Origin of the sequence: Pseudomonas sp. HD6422 (assembly GCF_025377065.1) — a bacterium.
Lineage (GTDB): Bacteria > Pseudomonadota > Gammaproteobacteria > Pseudomonadales > Pseudomonadaceae > Aquipseudomonas > Aquipseudomonas putida_U.
Genome location: NZ_JAHWIW010000003.1, coordinates 117,287 through 131,366 on the forward strand (window position 1 = coordinate 117,287; position 14,080 = coordinate 131,366).

Annotated in this window: 14 protein-coding genes; 2 read left to right on the forward strand and 12 right to left on the reverse strand. The window is 53.8% G+C overall.

From position 1 onward, the window contains the following. Nucleotides 1-239 precede the first annotated feature (239 nt). From KY379_RS02835 to KY379_RS02860, 6 genes are all read right to left on the reverse strand, one after another. Nucleotides 240-2,021: a GspE/PulE family protein gene (locus tag KY379_RS02835; protein WP_084851199.1), complete on the reverse strand. Its 1,782-nt coding sequence runs from the start codon at nt 2,019-2,021 to the stop codon at nt 240-242. A 1-nt stretch (nt 2,022) separates the two neighbouring features. Continuing rightward, entirely contained in the window at nt 2,023-2,709 is a 687-nt protein-coding gene (locus tag KY379_RS02840; protein WP_084851201.1) for a hypothetical protein, read from the reverse strand. Between the two features lies 1 nt (nt 2,710). Next, nucleotides 2,711-3,127: a hypothetical protein gene (locus tag KY379_RS02845; RefSeq protein ID WP_139813933.1), complete on the reverse strand. Its 417-nt coding sequence runs from the start codon at nt 3,125-3,127 to the stop codon at nt 2,711-2,713. 79 nt (nt 3,128-3,206) lie between these two features. After that, nucleotides 3,207-4,133 (reverse strand): hypothetical protein, encoded by a 927-nt coding sequence (locus KY379_RS02850; protein WP_084851205.1) that lies wholly within the window; start codon nt 4,131-4,133, stop codon nt 3,207-3,209. Beyond that, nucleotides 4,133-5,770 carry a type II secretion system protein GspD gene (locus KY379_RS02855; RefSeq protein ID WP_084851207.1) on the reverse strand — a complete coding sequence of 546 codons (1,638 nt, stop codon included), beginning with the start codon at nt 5,768-5,770 and terminating at the stop codon, nt 4,133-4,135. Before KY379_RS02855 ends, KY379_RS02850 begins: the two co-directional genes overlap by 1 nt. Nucleotides 5,771-5,780: 10 nt before the next feature. Beyond that, a complete protein-coding gene (locus KY379_RS02860; RefSeq protein ID WP_084851209.1) occupies nt 5,781-6,662 on the reverse strand; it encodes a hypothetical protein in 882 nt (293 codons plus the stop codon). Between the two features lie 148 nt (nt 6,663-6,810). Between KY379_RS02860 and KY379_RS02865 the strand changes: the two genes are divergently transcribed. Both KY379_RS02865 and KY379_RS02870 read left to right on the forward strand, forming a co-directional pair. Then, on the forward strand, nt 6,811-8,310 hold the full coding sequence (locus KY379_RS02865) for a hypothetical protein (protein ID WP_230396064.1): 1,500 nt from the start codon (nt 6,811-6,813) through the stop codon (nt 8,308-8,310). Nucleotides 8,311-8,529: 219 nt separating this feature from the next. After that, the gene (locus KY379_RS02870; RefSeq protein WP_158242122.1) at nt 8,530-8,733 is read left to right on the forward strand and encodes a hypothetical protein; all 204 of its coding nucleotides are present in this window, start codon (nt 8,530-8,532) and stop codon (nt 8,731-8,733) included. A 101-nt stretch (nt 8,734-8,834) separates the two neighbouring features. Here the strand turns inward: KY379_RS02870 and KY379_RS02875 are convergent, their stop codons facing one another. The 6 genes from KY379_RS02875 to KY379_RS02900 form a co-directional block, all read right to left on the reverse strand. Continuing rightward, nucleotides 8,835-10,241, reverse strand: a complete 1,407-nt coding sequence (locus KY379_RS02875; RefSeq protein WP_224372681.1) for a type IV secretion system DNA-binding domain-containing protein — start codon at nt 10,239-10,241, stop codon at nt 8,835-8,837. After that, on the reverse strand, nt 10,205-10,903 hold the full coding sequence (locus KY379_RS02880) for a hypothetical protein (protein ID WP_084851212.1): 699 nt from the start codon (nt 10,901-10,903) through the stop codon (nt 10,205-10,207). Before KY379_RS02880 ends, KY379_RS02875 begins: the two co-directional genes overlap by 37 nt. Before the next feature lie 39 nt (nt 10,904-10,942). Beyond that, on the reverse strand, nt 10,943-11,743 hold the full coding sequence (locus KY379_RS02885) for a hypothetical protein (RefSeq protein ID WP_139813934.1): 801 nt from the start codon (nt 11,741-11,743) through the stop codon (nt 10,943-10,945). Nucleotides 11,744-11,843: 100 nt separating this feature from the next. Then, on the reverse strand, nt 11,844-12,761 hold the full coding sequence (locus tag KY379_RS02890) for a hypothetical protein (protein WP_181727137.1): 918 nt from the start codon (nt 12,759-12,761) through the stop codon (nt 11,844-11,846). Between the two features lie 179 nt (nt 12,762-12,940). Then, complete coding sequence (locus KY379_RS02895; protein WP_084851217.1) at nt 12,941-13,318, reverse strand: hypothetical protein; 378 nt, start codon at nt 13,316-13,318, stop codon at nt 12,941-12,943. Between the two features lie 122 nt (nt 13,319-13,440). Beyond that, nucleotides 13,441-14,055, reverse strand: a complete 615-nt coding sequence (locus KY379_RS02900; protein ID WP_084851219.1) for a hypothetical protein — start codon at nt 14,053-14,055, stop codon at nt 13,441-13,443. Between the last annotated feature and the right edge of the window lie 25 nt (nt 14,056-14,080).

Sequence of the window (14,080 nt, forward strand, 5' to 3'; positions counted from 1 at the left end):
GTTCCTTTCATCATTCAGGCGCCACCGAGGCGGAGCCGTTGATGACAGAGGCGAGAACGATGCTGGAGCCGGCACACCAAGCAGACCTTGGATCCGGCCCAGGCAACGGCCCTTCCCGCCCTGTTCGAGGGAGGCGCTGTCTGTGCGATAGATTGTCTTGGATGCAGCAGCAGAACGCTATCCAAAACACCCCTCCCAAATTCAGCTATAAACCGACCCATCAGATGTGGGCCGAACGGTCAAAGCTGCGGGTGATGCCGGAGTTCGTTGGACGAAGCAGGTGATGAGAGATTGGATGGGCCCGCAGTGGCCTTGCCGGCGAGCACTCGATCGCTCATGTATGGGCGAAGATGGGCTTCCAGCTCCTCAAAGCTGGTCACACCGGCCTTTACCAGCCGCAGCCCGTCATCCCACAAGTCGAGGAAAGTCCCGTTCGCAATGGACTCCCGGCGAAGAATGCTTGGGCTTTTTCCAGCCAGAATCGCTTCCTGAATTTCTGGCGTGAACTCGAGGATTTCCAAAATGCCAGCTCGACCGCGCATGCCGCCGGAATCTTGCCCGCAGGTCTGGCAACCCTTAGGGTTAGCCTTGTACAAGATGACTTCGGTGGTACCACCAAAAATCTTGTTCGAACCGTAAAGTGCTGCCTTGGCATGGTCATCTTTCAGACGATACTCAACCTTGCAATCCGAGCAGAGGCGGCGAACGAGACGTTGCGCAGCAAACGCCGAGGTGTTTGCTGCGATGATGTCCACTGGAATCCCCATGCGATCGAGGCGGCCAATTGACTCGTGAGCATTGTTAGTGTGAAGGGTCGTCAGAACCAGGTGGCCAGTCATGGCAGCGCTATAACCAAGGTCCGCTGTTTCCCTGTCCCGCATTTCACCCACGTAAATGACATCGGGGTCTTGCCGCAAGATCGAACGTAGAGCATCCGCAAAGGAAAGGTGTTTGCCACACTCAGTATGTGTCATACCTTCGTGGAGCATTTCAACAGGCTCCTCGATGGTGTGATAATTTCGATCAGGGTTGTTACGGTAAGCATCGAGAAGCACTGCTGCCAGGGTTGTTGTCTTGCCCGAGCCTGTTGGGCCAGTCAAAGCAATAAGTCCATTCGGCTGATTACCGAGGCGTCGAAGAATGTCTTCGTTCAGCTTTGAAAGCTCGAGCAGATTCAAATTGGCAAGCTTTGAGTTACTCCCGAGCAAACGGAGAACCAGCTTTAAAGCTTTTTCAGACCCACGCTGGACCGGGATAGAACTCAGACGAAGGCTGATTTTCTTGTTGCCAGAGAGATCGAACCCGAATTTACCATCCTGGGGGATGCCTGTTTCGAGGGTCAGGTTGCAATAATTCTCAATTGCGACTCGACACACTGAATCATGCAAAGTGTTAAGGTAACTTCTTTGGGTTCGTAGTTGACCGTCGATTCGATATCGAACCTGGATGCGGTCGCCCTGCGTTGGCTGTAGATGTATGTCCGTTGCATCTTTCGACGCCGCATCACGAATCAGATCATCGATGCGTTTACCCGCCCGTTGCTTAGCCGCTTCGGTGTCCGTGGAAATTACATCTTCGTCATCAATATCCGTATTGCGGAGGCCGTCGAGTTTTCCAGCACCAATAACTCCAATACGAAGTTCACCCTCCTGCTTCAGTACACCTTCGCTTTTTTTGTTCCTTGCCCAGGCCAAGGCACGGCCAATCGTGCGCTGGTCCAAAGGGTTGGTCAGGAAGACAATTCCGTTATATACGCAGAAATTATCGGAAATATCCGGCATCAAAGCCTTCCGACCTTCTTCAACCTCTGTAAAAGCAGGTCTCCCCAATGCTGTGGATACAGCCGCTACAAGCGCATCCTCGTTATTCGCCATTCGGCCAATGTCGGGGATGATCGATTCCATAGACTCAGAAATCGGGAGTGACTGCGCTTGTGAGAGGGTAATTTTTCGCTCGGTGACCAGCAGTGTCAGAATCCTCTTCTGCTGCAGCTCTACGCCTTTAATACGTTCGTCAATCATATCAATCGTCCGCATAACGTTTAGAATTGGTCCAGTCGATAGATACGACCTGTGTACCCTTCGGCCCCTTCAAATAGGCTTTATCAACCGAAAATCGGACTAGTTTCATGTCGTAGACTTTTTCACCGGTACGCACAACACGATCACCGTCACTGGTCGTGAGAATTACCGAGTCGCCCCGAACTTGCTTCAAGGCAAGTACCTTCTTCTCATCATCTTCGGAGGCAGGCTGGACTTGAGGCTGTGGCTGCTGCTGCCCCGCTCCAGGCCCGCCTGGCATTTGCATGCGCTGTTGCTGGCCGAACGGGGACGATGGCATAGCCGGCGTAGCGCCACTCATGGTTGGCTGATCAAGCATGAATGGCATTGCATTCGGAACAATTGGAGATCCGCTGCTTTGGAAAGGGTTGGCTTCCGGGCCTCGGGCTTTTGTGCGTACTTCGATACCCAATTTCTGAATAGTATCAACCCCGACTGGATTGCCGTCGGCATCTACAATGAACCCAGCATCGGACATTTTCTTGTAGGCTTCAGCCATGTCCGCCTGGAGCTTCAACTGGTCACGCTTATAAACCATGGTGTTCATGGTCTTTTGCCGATCCAATACTTGATCGGCGTCATCGGCAACTGCAACAGAGGAAACGACTGCAGCTAATACACACAATGTGAGTTTCGGATTGATTTTCATCTCAGGTCCCTACAACCGTAATGTTCAACTTCATAATTCCGCCAGAGATTGTGTAGTCATACAAAAACGTCGGAACCTCAGATTGGATCTTTTTGGCCACGCCCATAACTGCACGCGGGTCGCCACTCAATTGTGCGGTCCAATTTCTAAGCGGGCCAGAGTACGAATTCATCTGCTCGCCTTTTGCCATTTCATCAAGAGGCTTAAATTCAATCCCATATAGAACTGCGGAAGCATTCGCAATTCTCCAGGAGCCCTCGAGCTTTGGCAGAACTGGAACCTTATTGATCTCGTCAATTTCGTTTTGCAAGCTGCTATTGACGCGATCAACCTGACCATAGTCGTTTGGCAACTTACGGTCTTCGCCCAAAGAAAGAGTTACCTTTGTAGCGGCAATGGCGACAGAAAGCACCGCCATATACATCGCCCCAGTAAACATTGACTCGGGGCGACCAGCCTTGGAGCGCTGACCAATTGGCTTTTTGAGAAATGAAAGATTAATGGGGCACCCCCTCATCTGGCGAGACTGTTAACAGATATCCCATCTGTGGGGTAAGCTCCGCTGTTACACCAGGAATCTTTGACGACAAATCAGCTGGGAAGTTATCCCGCGTAATGAAAGTGTGTGATCCCGTGAAACCGTTTGTGTGGCCAGAAACCGTTGGAGTTGAGATCTTCGAGTCGAACGCAAGCACCGTGTCAATTCGATCAATCACAGCGCCATTATCCGGTCGGCGCGGAAGGCGCTCTTTCAGCAGGCCAGCCGCTCTTGCTTCCAAATCCACACCTAATTGTTTTTTGGTCGTGTATTCCGCCATGTTCATTCTATACACGGAATGCATTGTGTAGTTGAAGGCTGCGGCAGCGAATGCGATTACCAGGCAGATCGATCCTGTCAGGTACCACCGCTTTGTTTGCTCATGCTGCTTCTTAGAAAATAGCTCAACCCTTGTAAAGGCAGGTGACGCAGGTAGCTTAAGCTCTGCGAGTTCAACAAGGATTTTAGGAGCCGATGCTAAATCATAGCCGTAAAGGTCAGCTGAGTAGTTGTCGGTATACTCGAAAGAGCGCTTGATACTTGCTGGATTATTCCAGTCAGCGCCACTCTCCATTTGAAGGTATACACCACCAGCATCGCTGGTGGGGAACACCACAACCTCATGCCCCATGGGCACGAGGTTGTTAGCAAACAAAAGCTGCCAAAGGCCGTAGACATTCGTGCCCGGGAAGTTTTCGCGCAGCGTGCTGAGTTCATTCTCATCAATGTAGATCGCCGGACGTCCATCCAAACCGACCTGCTCGATGACAGTGAATACCTCAGCTTCACGGCCTACCGCTAGCGAATCAGTCCCAATCGCGTCACGAAAGATGATGACCTCTTCACCATCAATTGTGATTGGTATCCCAAGCTGAAGCTCAGCCATTACAGCGCACCTTCAACCAGGGTCGGGGTTACCACCAGTACAAGCTCGCGGCGCTCGAGATTGTTGTTGATGCCCTGACTGATCGGGTTCAGTACAGCCTTGGTCACCAGGTTCTGCCACGGCAGCTGGCGAAGCGCCTCGTTCATACGCTTAGTGATCAAACCACCCAGGTGTACGGACTGTCCGGAAGCAGTAATCAACTGAGTGCTGAATTCTTTGAGGTTGACCCGCGGGGTCTGGAACGAATAATCGCCAATCTGGATGGTGTCCGCCTCGTTCAGGTTCGAGATGACAGGCCAGACATCGACAAGCAACTGATCGTTGTCGAGCACGCGAACGGTCACACTCAGAGTCACCCCTACCTTCAGACGGCCCAGCTTAGGCGTTACTGTGACGTTCCCGCTTTCGTCCTGAGATTGCTCGACGTCAACGATGTACGTGAGTTCTTCACCCGCGTAGATTTGTGCCGGCACACCGTTCCGAACTGTGATGTTCGGCTGGTCCTTCAATTCAACACGGCCATATTGCTCAAGGAAACGCACAAGCGCCGTCGCGTTGACCTTCGAAGATTCATAGGTACCCTGGACGTTCCAGAATGGGTCGTCACTCGCCGGCGAGGTGTTGAAGATGTTCAACCCCAGGGGGTTACCGTTCACAGTCGACTTGACCAGCAGGTTCCAATCCACCCCTTTCTGCTTGCCGTCAGTGAGCAGTACGTCGTAAGCCTCTACCTGGACGTTAACCACCTTGGTCGACTCAGCGATTGCACGCTGGAAGTAGCGGTCCAGTACCTTCATCTTCGAAGGTCGGCCACCAGCAGTCACGATACCAACAGAGCGGATACCCTCAATGTATGGAGGAATCTCGTCCGAATCGCCAAGTCCTGCGATCGCTACAGGGGCTTGTACGTCGAAATTGAGCCCGCTTTGCATATTGGAAGAACTGCCGCCGCTACGGCCACCGATCGATGAGCTGTCTGCGCCCCCAGTAACCCGGCTAGGTCCACTCTTATCAGCTGCAGCGCCAATAATTTTCCTGGCGCCATCCATGATTTTGGTCCACTCATCCTCAGACAAAGTGAAACCGATCACGTTGCCTGTCGAAGTGCCAGTCTCTCGGTTGTCGTCATCACTATCGCCCGCTTTCGCACCACGAGTTTGGGTTGAAGCGATAACGTTGTTTACGTTCCTGGTCGAGGCGAACGCTGCAAGGTTCCATTCCCGGGTTTCGAAGCTACTTACGAATACCCTGTTGCCTTCAATCTTGATATCGAGATCACGGGTTCCTTCGATGTACTCGATAAAATCTGACAGAGGCATACCGTCAGCGGCGACATCGATAGTGTCGTTGAGGTTGACCTTCCCGCGCGGGATGATCGCGTAGCCAGGCAGCGTCTCAGCCAGCACTTGGCGCAATGCGATGCCCTTCTGAGAGAGGAACACCGGCTTTCGCTTGGCTGCATCCTCGGTTCGAATTTCTCGAACGTAGGTGTTGCCGCGCATCGCCTGCATCTTGTCCTGGGCGTCTGGACGCAACGCCCCGTGCTCAACCTCTGGGGAAAATTCGAATACGCTTTGTTGGCACCCGAGCAAGCCCGTGGCCAGTGTCATTGCAAGTACGATTTGCTTGAGCTTCATTGACTGGCCCTTATGGACGATCGGTGAGGAGGATCATTGGAGACGGGTTGCCCTGGGCATCCTTCAGGTCCCAGAAGTACTGGTAGCGGACCTTGGCATCACGAACAGATGCGGTCAGGTGTCGCAAAGCCAGATCGCGCGCATCGGTGGAGACAAACTGATATCGGCGAATCTCTAGCTCGGGCTTGCGATTGAAGTCCGTCTCTACTCTCCAGCCGGTCGGCATGATGCCGCTAACGATTTCCTTGATGGTTGCGGCCTGATACTCAGCAGTCACCGGCTCGTTCATCACGACCGTCGGATCAATGCGCTCAAGGATTACGCGCTTGTGAGCTGCCGACTCAATCACCTCGGCATTGTTCTCAGCGAGCATCAGCAACTGGTCGCTCTGAGCCTTGATGTTGGCGATGTCCGCCACCTGCTCATACTTCACGCGCTCAGCTTGGTGCTGAGCCTGGCGGTTCAACTCCAGAGCTCGTTCGATCTCGGCTTGCTGCGCGAGCAGATCATCACGCCGCTTGGCTGCAGTCGCTTCAGCTGTAGCCTTGGCCGCTTCAAGCTGACGCTCGGTCTCTTTTCGAGCGTTAACCAAAGATTTCTGGTTGGCTTCCAGGTCAGCCAGCGTTTGCCGGTACTTGCGCTCAGTCTCAGTTTCTTGAACCGATATCACAGGATCGTCTACTGACAGATCGAGCTGCAGGCCGTTTGCAGGCTTGGTTTGTTGGTAATCCACAGGTTGATTGATGTTTTGTGCCCGGCCGGCCTCATAGGACCGATCGAACGGGGACAAGGCTTGATTGCGTGCGAGGGCGCTATCGTTGTAAGCGCTATTCGACGCGTAAGCCGCTTGGCAGCCGATCATCAGTGCCAGAATGGACAGGGCATGCTTCACAACTAAATCCTTTGGAGGTGACTGTTATCCGTAATAGTGGAAAGTCACTGCTCCAAAAACGCGGTTTTGGTTGGAACTTTTCAAAAAAAACCGGCACCCTTTTTGAGTCCCCCCTTTTGGTGTAGCCGAAATGAGTTCTTCATCTCCTATGAAAACCAAATCTGCCATGTTCCCCATGATCGTGATGCTGGCACTGATCATTGGTGGGTACACGGCTTACCTTGTTGATGTTGGCGAGGAACTGAACTACCAGGCATCCGCCCTCGCGCCCGTTTGGTACATGTTCAAACCTCGCTTCCTCACCCAGCTCATTTCCGACGGTGGTTACGTGGGAACACTGGTTGCAGTCGGCCTGAACATCGCTCACACGTTTCTGTACGTCGCCGTTGCCTACACAACCGTCACCATCGGCCTAGCCCGCTTTTTCAAGCCGCGTAACGATCAGGCCAAGCCAGAGGCTGCAGTAGCAGCTGACCCTGCACTCACAGGGATCTACCCATGCGAGATTCCTGGGTCGACCATGATGATCATGATCCCTGACAGCAGGGACCCGAACACCGGGGCCATCATCGAGGGTGTGAAGGACAAGGACCCTTTTGAGCAGTTCTTCTTGAGGTGCGACCGGAAGCCAGTACAAACGGCCCGCCCTCCCCGGTCCCCTATCGAAAGACTGCAGGTGGCAATTCTTGAGATGTTGTCAGCTCACCCAGCTGTACCAGCTAGTGTTGGGCACCATCACGCTGACGCGACACTCGCCACACACTCCAGGGACATATCCAAAGCCGTTGCTGAGTACATGCATCTGAAGGGTTGGGTAGAGCCACTTGCTCGTGTGGCAGGGCTTGCCCATGACCTTGACAAGCTGTTGGCCTACCAGGAAAAGGAGCCGGGCGTATGGGTCAAACGGAAGGATGCTACTCACCACAACACATTCTCGGCCTACCTCATTCGCCAGCAACCTGAGTTTCAGGAGCTAGAGCCTGAGGATCAGTTCACACTTACTATGGCATTGCGTTACTACCACCAGCCGTACTCCCTGCCTACCAACGTTGGTGAGCGGGTTGAGCGCCTCATCAGTGCGATCCGGCAAGCTGACGGTAAAACCATTCAGTCTGAGAAGGCTGCTGGGATCGCTTCGGCCAAGGCTGCTCCAAACACAATCGACCTGGTAACACTGGCCATAGAGAAATTCCTGACCGCAGCAGACATCAATGGCTACCGCGGGGGACAGGCGGCTGGATGGACAAAGGACGCCTACGAATACGTGATCATTCCAATGTCTCGATTGATCGAGTCGATTGGTGAGTTTCTGCCAAACGAGCTCCTGCGCCAGTTGCAGCTGGGGGTGGATTCGCGGAACTTCAGTCACCCTTCAATCCCTGTCATCAGAGACGCGTTGGTTTCGCAGGGCCTCCTGATGAGCAAGATAAAGGATCTTGAATCGCCGACAGGTATGTTTGACGTCAAGGTAGGGGTCAAGCCATGGAGAGCCTGCGTCCTCCTGGATAAAGATCGAATCTCTGAACTGCTGCCCACCACGGTTCCAAAATGGGGGACCACAAAGTACGGCATGATCAAGATTCTGAAGCCGACTCTGGACAAGAATGACGGCGACGACGAAACGCCAGCAGCGGAAGCGGCCGGCTAAAAGATTCTGCATGCGAAAACTTTTCCCCGGCGCAACGCCGGGGATTCTGGAAGGTTAGGGAGAGCCTAGAATCCTGAGTGTTGCCTCCGTCCTTATGACCCTCTCGGCCCTATCCACCTCCCCCATATTATTCCAGCAGTGATACGCCTCCTCGTATTTCGCTTGGCGCTCTGAAATCCGGCAGAGGGTCGTTTGGTATTCGTCGCCAGGAAGGTAGTCATGAGCAAACTGCTGAAGCGTATCGTCCCGACCGGTTTCCCAGAGCAGCGCCACTACGGTATCAATGGCGTGCTTTCTGTTGTCGCCACTAATCCCAAAGTACTTGATCTTGAGTGCACCATCCTTGTCCCGGTACACGTACTGAGCAAGCCGTTGTTCAGCCAGGCCGTACTGGCCCATTTGTACCGCATGGTTCGCACCTGACACCTGGCTCTGATCCTCCTGGTCACCACTTGGCCCGCTGCTAGCGCAGCCAACCAGAGTGACCAATGCAAGCGCGATGCCGCCAAAGCCCTTGACCATGTTCAACCCCTGAAGTGATTGACGAGGGTGTATCCGCCGCCGGTGCCGAAGAGAAGGTTCTCCCTTGGCTGAAGGGATTTCAGGAGCGTAGGACGCACACCGAAGAGCTTCGTGATCTCCTGGTAGGATGCATCAGGGGTCTTCAACAGGAAGAATGTTGCAAAGTTCTTGAGCAGGTCCTTGGTCACCTGGTCAGGCTGTTGAACACCACACCAAACCCCAACACCGTATCCCCGCCCTTCTGTGCCAATCCTGTTGAATGGACTGATTGGAGAGGCTGAGATCTCCTTGATGTGCTTACCCTCATCCGCAATGAGGATGTGAGATGGGAATTTCGGGTTGAAGGAATTATTTCGCTTGGTCTCCATGACCCCCATCGCAAACACCTGGCTTGCAATGATACGCATGATGACCTGCTGGTGAGCCGGGCTGAGCGCTGTAAGGTCATACCGGTTGATTTTGCCAGCCTTGGGCTTCGAAGGGTTGCCGGTGAACAAGCGGCTATCGACCATACCCTGAATGATCGCTTTGAGGCTGAAGAGCGTCTCCTTTGACCAGTGCTCCCAATCCTCTCGAGCGCCCTGCCGACTCGTCAGCGCTGTGTAGTTGATCAGCTTGGACACATGCCCCTTGAGCGTTACCTCGAGAGTGTCTCTGATTTCTTGCACACGCTCTTCAATAGCAGCATTGGGCTCCTCTTCCATCTTCATCTTGCGGATGTCTTTGTCCGCTTGATTTCGCGCCTGGCCGAACGCCTTGAAAATATCAGCTACGGTGGTCGTATCCATGCCCCCAGTCAGGGCGCTGAAAATGAGGTCAATCTCATTGAGGACATCGATGAGGGTCGGTGAAGGCTTGGCCCAGGAATCAGGATCATCGTGGTCGATACCTGCCTTTAGGTAGACCGTTTTGAGGATGGCAATCAGGTAATTGAGCTGCTTCTGCCCCGCTTGGGGGTTGAATACTTTTACGAGCTCTTTGACGTACTCGATGGTCCGAACAACACCGCCACCCTCCTCCGTCCGCGGCACCTGCAGCGGGTTGAGGGAGCATCCATCAGCGTAGTAGTTGAATTTGATCTCATTGAAGTCCTCCGGGATGAGCATGTGAGCCAACCCGGTCGCTTCAAAGTTCGAGTGAGCGAAGTCACCCTTGATATCGATCACATGCAGGGTTGTGCCGCGTACGTACACGTTCGCGGCCATATGGTGAATCGAGTGGGTTTTACCCGCACCTGAGCCGCCCAGGAAAATGATGTTGAAGTTAGAGACAGACGGGTATGACCATACCTTCGGTTCCCCGGTTTTCGCATCGACGCCAATGTGAATCTCGTCGAAATGGGTAAGGCCAGTCGCGCGCCCTACACCCCGCGCTACCTCTGAAGGGGCGAATGCTGAAGCTTGATGCATTTGATTTTCTCTAGGAATGTCATGTCAGCGGCAATGCGCTGTGGGATGGTGTCGCCCTTGAACCGCACATAGGGAAACTTGCACGCGGTGCACTCGAGCTCCTCGTTGCGGAGCTTGGCCGAATTACCATTTGTGTCTGAGATCACCTGGACCGATTCGTCGTCGCCGCACTCACACTCTACGAGGATGCCGCTCTTGGCCAATCGGATGGCCCGATCATCAAAGTCACCGCGTACTTTTGCCGCAGGTTCAATGTCGTGGTTAGCACCGCCAATCAGGCCCAGGAAAAGATCAGTCCACTCTTCGTCGTGTGGTTTCTGGATTTCATATCCCCCTGCCTTCGCTTTCACACCGTGAAGAACGTGCGCAAGCTCATGCGGGATGACCTGCTGGATCATCACTTCAAAGTCCTGCATTAGGTAAAGACCTTGCAGGTTTAGCTTCACGATGCCATGTGGTTGCCCGCGGATGAGCATGACATCGAGGCTGGAGGAGGAATGGTCAGACAGCGAGTAATCGAACCTGAGATCAATCCAAACGTCGTCGCCAGGGAAGTCGACCTTCTGCAGAAGCCGGCTCACCTCCTTGGCTGCGTGGATCTCCCGGGCGTACTCCGCGTTGTGCTGGTAGATCAAAGGGAATTTCGGATTTTCAGTAGTCATACCCAAATAGTGGGTATGGACTGCCCCAAAAACGCGAAATCAAGTGGTTTGGTGATTCAGTAGGCTGTAAATCCGATCCCACTCAGTGAAGTCACCTGCGTTCCCGGCTCTCACCATCCGATCCATCGCTTCCGCTGGTCCGTCCTGGATGTGCTCGATGGTTGCCAAGTCCTTGCGTGGCCAACGGTTCTTACCCACAGCATAAACAGCCTTCTTTGACCGCTCTATATCGATGCCTAGCGCAGATGAGGGTGCCGCCCCCTTGCTAGCAGATCGTGCCGCAGGCGACGCCTCAGGGGCGTACAGAGGTTCGGGGCTTTGAGGTGCCGGATTTTGGTTTGCCGAAGCCTGACGCTTAGCCCTCACCCTCGGCTTGAGATGAGCGAGTAAAGCGGTGTCGCTGAGCGAGGGGTAAAGCAGTTTTGCCAAGCCGAGGCAGTAAAGCTGCAAATGGAAAATATCGGAATCGGCGAGGCCGACAGCGATTGACCGGCCAGTGTCAAACGCATCCGACTCACTCGCGCGAATGCACAGTGGAAAAGCGAGGTCTGATTCGAAGCCGGTAACCTGTTTCTTTGGAGCATCTGGCCGCACGATTTCATATGCGAATTCAGAGGTATCGCCGGCGAGCCATGCATACAACGCACGAACACCTCCCATATCTAGGGTGAGTGCGATTTTCCCCGTATCTTTGCTGAGCAGGTAGGTGTCTTTCACCTTCCTGCTGAAGATCAACTTGAGCCCAACATGGACCTTGGTAGCCGTTTCACCTTCGTAGTCATTGCGAAGGTAGAGGGCAACCCCGAGACCGGCGTTACTAAAGATCTGGTAGGTGCTCAAGTGCTTGCCGGCCCGTGGCTTACCAGGACTTACCGGTTCATACCGCCACCCACGCTCGGACATAGACCCTTGAAGGTACCGTTGGTGAACAGACTCGAAGTCAATCAGCAATCGCCTTTCTCCTGGTGAAGCGACGTTTATGGAACCAGATCAAGCCCATCGCACCGAAGAGCCAAACAGAATGCGCAACGGCGCAAAGGATGTAGAACGACCGTAGGATAACGGTATGTGCCCGTACACCATAACGGCTGTCGCCGATCACCCAATAGTGATCATTCCGCTTGTAGACCAGGACCGCCATCGTCCCATTTGAGACTAGGTCATTGTCTGAGCCGAATGTGGTCCCGAGCTCAGCGATTGGTTCCGCGCGAAGCATCTCCATTCGCGCACGCACCTGGTCCCGGATATAGGGATTGAATGCACTGGGATCAAACTCATCCCCCTGCCAGCAGACCAAGCGGTTTTCGCGACAGACCTTGGCCATCTCCTCCGGCGGGGCAACAGCAGCACTGTTCCCCCATGCAATACTGAAGTTCCATCCTGGCAGAATGGTCTGCACCAGCAGCATGTGAAACAACAAGGCTGTGAGTATGACGGCACCCTGAGCTCCAAAGACCATGATGCGGTCTATGGTTCGCCAGCGCTTCACCGCTACCGTAATCCCGAGGCCTACCAGGGCGACCGCAGCCAGGACCACATTTAGGTATTGGGGATTCACAGTCGGCCCAAAAATCAGATGTGCGATCGAGTAGTTTTCACCCTGACGCAGTAAAAGGAGGACGGCAAGAAGCGCACCGAGTCCGCTTTTGGCGTTCAGTGTCCGTCTGAAGATCAGAGTGATGGAGAGAGCGAAAGACAGGTAAATCAGAAAGTAGGAATAGTCGACAATCCAATCGAAGAGATTGGCTGTTACCCAGTCGCGCATGTACCCGAGCGAAAAGGTGAAGTGGTCGAGATCAAGCCCGCGATCTGTAGGGGATGATGACCACATCGACTTGAAGAATTCTCTGTTAGACATTGGCTAGCTATGCGTTAAGGAATACAGCCTCCTATGCTGCCGGGGGCATCCACACATCGCTAGTCAAAATGGGGTAGGCAAATTCAAAGGGATCATGAGGGCCGATAGCTCGGCCCTCAGCGCGTGTCCAGGTACACGCACGCCGGATGAGTGTGCGACAGCGAGAGGCAATCAAGGAATTAGCCTCGCTTGCTGAAATGCTGACGCATCGTACCGCCCAAACTCGGCGGCAAACACTCATTCGCGACGTTGCCCATGAATGGATCGCAGAAGCATCCGTCCGCAAAGAGCACCAACACGTGGTACCCAGGATTTGCCATCTCCTCCTCCTGACTGAATGCGTAATAGCCTGTGCCTGGGTAGTACCCCCTCAACTCCACATTCCAAGCCTCAATGGTATCGCGAACGAATTCAAGCGGCATTGACTCGGGAAAATAGAGTTTGGGGGCATCCGGGCGGGCAAGAATGCACTGAGCTCCGTAGCGGAAATGGCTTTCGAACGATAAGCCTTGGTCTGCGACAAACTGGGGGGACTGCTCGATAGCGTGAGTGAACATCGTGACACCTCTCTGTCTGACTTCCGGGGGCGGGTGCCACCTCCAATCACCCTCGATGAGAAGGTGGTTGGAGGTGGCACCCGCCCCTTCCGTCAAACGGAAGAGGGGGTATCACCAATCAGCTAGAACATCACTGCAATGAAAGCCTCAACACAGCCCAGGGCCAGCTGAAGCACTCCATAGACAAAGCCCCCGATTGCAAGATACCAGCCGAGGGCACGCGCGGTGCGGCTCGACTGATCGGGATCTTGATACATGTGATAGAACTCCTGGTCCCCCACGTTGGCAGGGCCAATGTGAAGCTGGAGGTCTACTTCTTGGTTTTTGGGGATCCCCAGAGCTTTTTTCGCATCGTAGTTCAGCGAGATTCCGTCTCGAGGGATCTGTTTTTCACCAGGTCGTGTAGGAACACCCTGGGCACGGATCATCAGGAACTTACCGTTCTCTGCATTGAAGATTTTGATCAAGCCTTTACGGCCAACCAAACCCTTCCGTCCACGCCCAGTGCTGCTACCGATGTGCATGTTCGCAATCCGAGCGATATTCAGCTCAGAGTCACTTGCATTTAGGGAAAAACACTTGCTGATGGCAACGCTCGATGCAGGCATGCGGGCGGCATAGTGCTCCTGGATGGGCCGAGGGTCGAAGACCTTCATAACCTTCCACAACAGCTTTGCTGCAGCTATGACTACGGTGTCGATCATTGGGATCAGCTGGGTTTTGATATTTGCTTTCATGGTTTTCTCCTCTGAGGGCCGGACC

Excerpts from the sequence above, each read along its gene's own strand:
- KY379_RS02850 (WP_084851205.1), bottom strand. The coding sequence starts at position 4,133 with ATGGCTGAGCTTCAGCTTGGGATACCAATCACAATTGATGGTGAAGAG.
- KY379_RS02900 (WP_084851219.1), bottom strand. The coding sequence starts at position 14,055 with ATGAAAGCAAATATCAAAACCCAGCTGATCCCAATGATCGACACCGTA.
- KY379_RS02840 (WP_084851201.1), bottom strand. The coding sequence starts at position 2,709 with ATGAAAATCAATCCGAAACTCACATTGTGTGTATTAGCTGCAGTCGTT.
- KY379_RS02880 (WP_084851212.1), bottom strand. The coding sequence starts at position 10,903 with ATGACTACTGAAAATCCGAAATTCCCTTTGATCTACCAGCACAACGCG.
- KY379_RS02870 (WP_158242122.1), top strand. The coding sequence starts at position 8,530 with ATGAGCAAACTGCTGAAGCGTATCGTCCCGACCGGTTTCCCAGAGCAG.
- KY379_RS02895 (WP_084851217.1), bottom strand. The coding sequence starts at position 13,318 with ATGTTCACTCACGCTATCGAGCAGTCCCCCCAGTTTGTCGCAGACCAA.
- KY379_RS02875 (WP_224372681.1), bottom strand. The coding sequence starts at position 10,241 with ATGCATCAAGCTTCAGCATTCGCCCCTTCAGAGGTAGCGCGGGGTGTA.
- KY379_RS02890 (WP_181727137.1), bottom strand. The coding sequence starts at position 12,761 with ATGTCTAACAGAGAATTCTTCAAGTCGATGTGGTCATCATCCCCTACA.
- KY379_RS02845 (WP_139813933.1), bottom strand. The coding sequence starts at position 3,127 with ATGGCGGTGCTTTCTGTCGCCATTGCCGCTACAAAGGTAACTCTTTCT.
- KY379_RS02855 (WP_084851207.1), bottom strand. The coding sequence starts at position 5,770 with ATGAAGCTCAAGCAAATCGTACTTGCAATGACACTGGCCACGGGCTTG.
- KY379_RS02865 (WP_230396064.1), top strand. The coding sequence starts at position 6,811 with ATGAAAACCAAATCTGCCATGTTCCCCATGATCGTGATGCTGGCACTG.
- KY379_RS02835 (WP_084851199.1), bottom strand. The coding sequence starts at position 2,021 with ATGATTGACGAACGTATTAAAGGCGTAGAGCTGCAGCAGAAGAGGATT.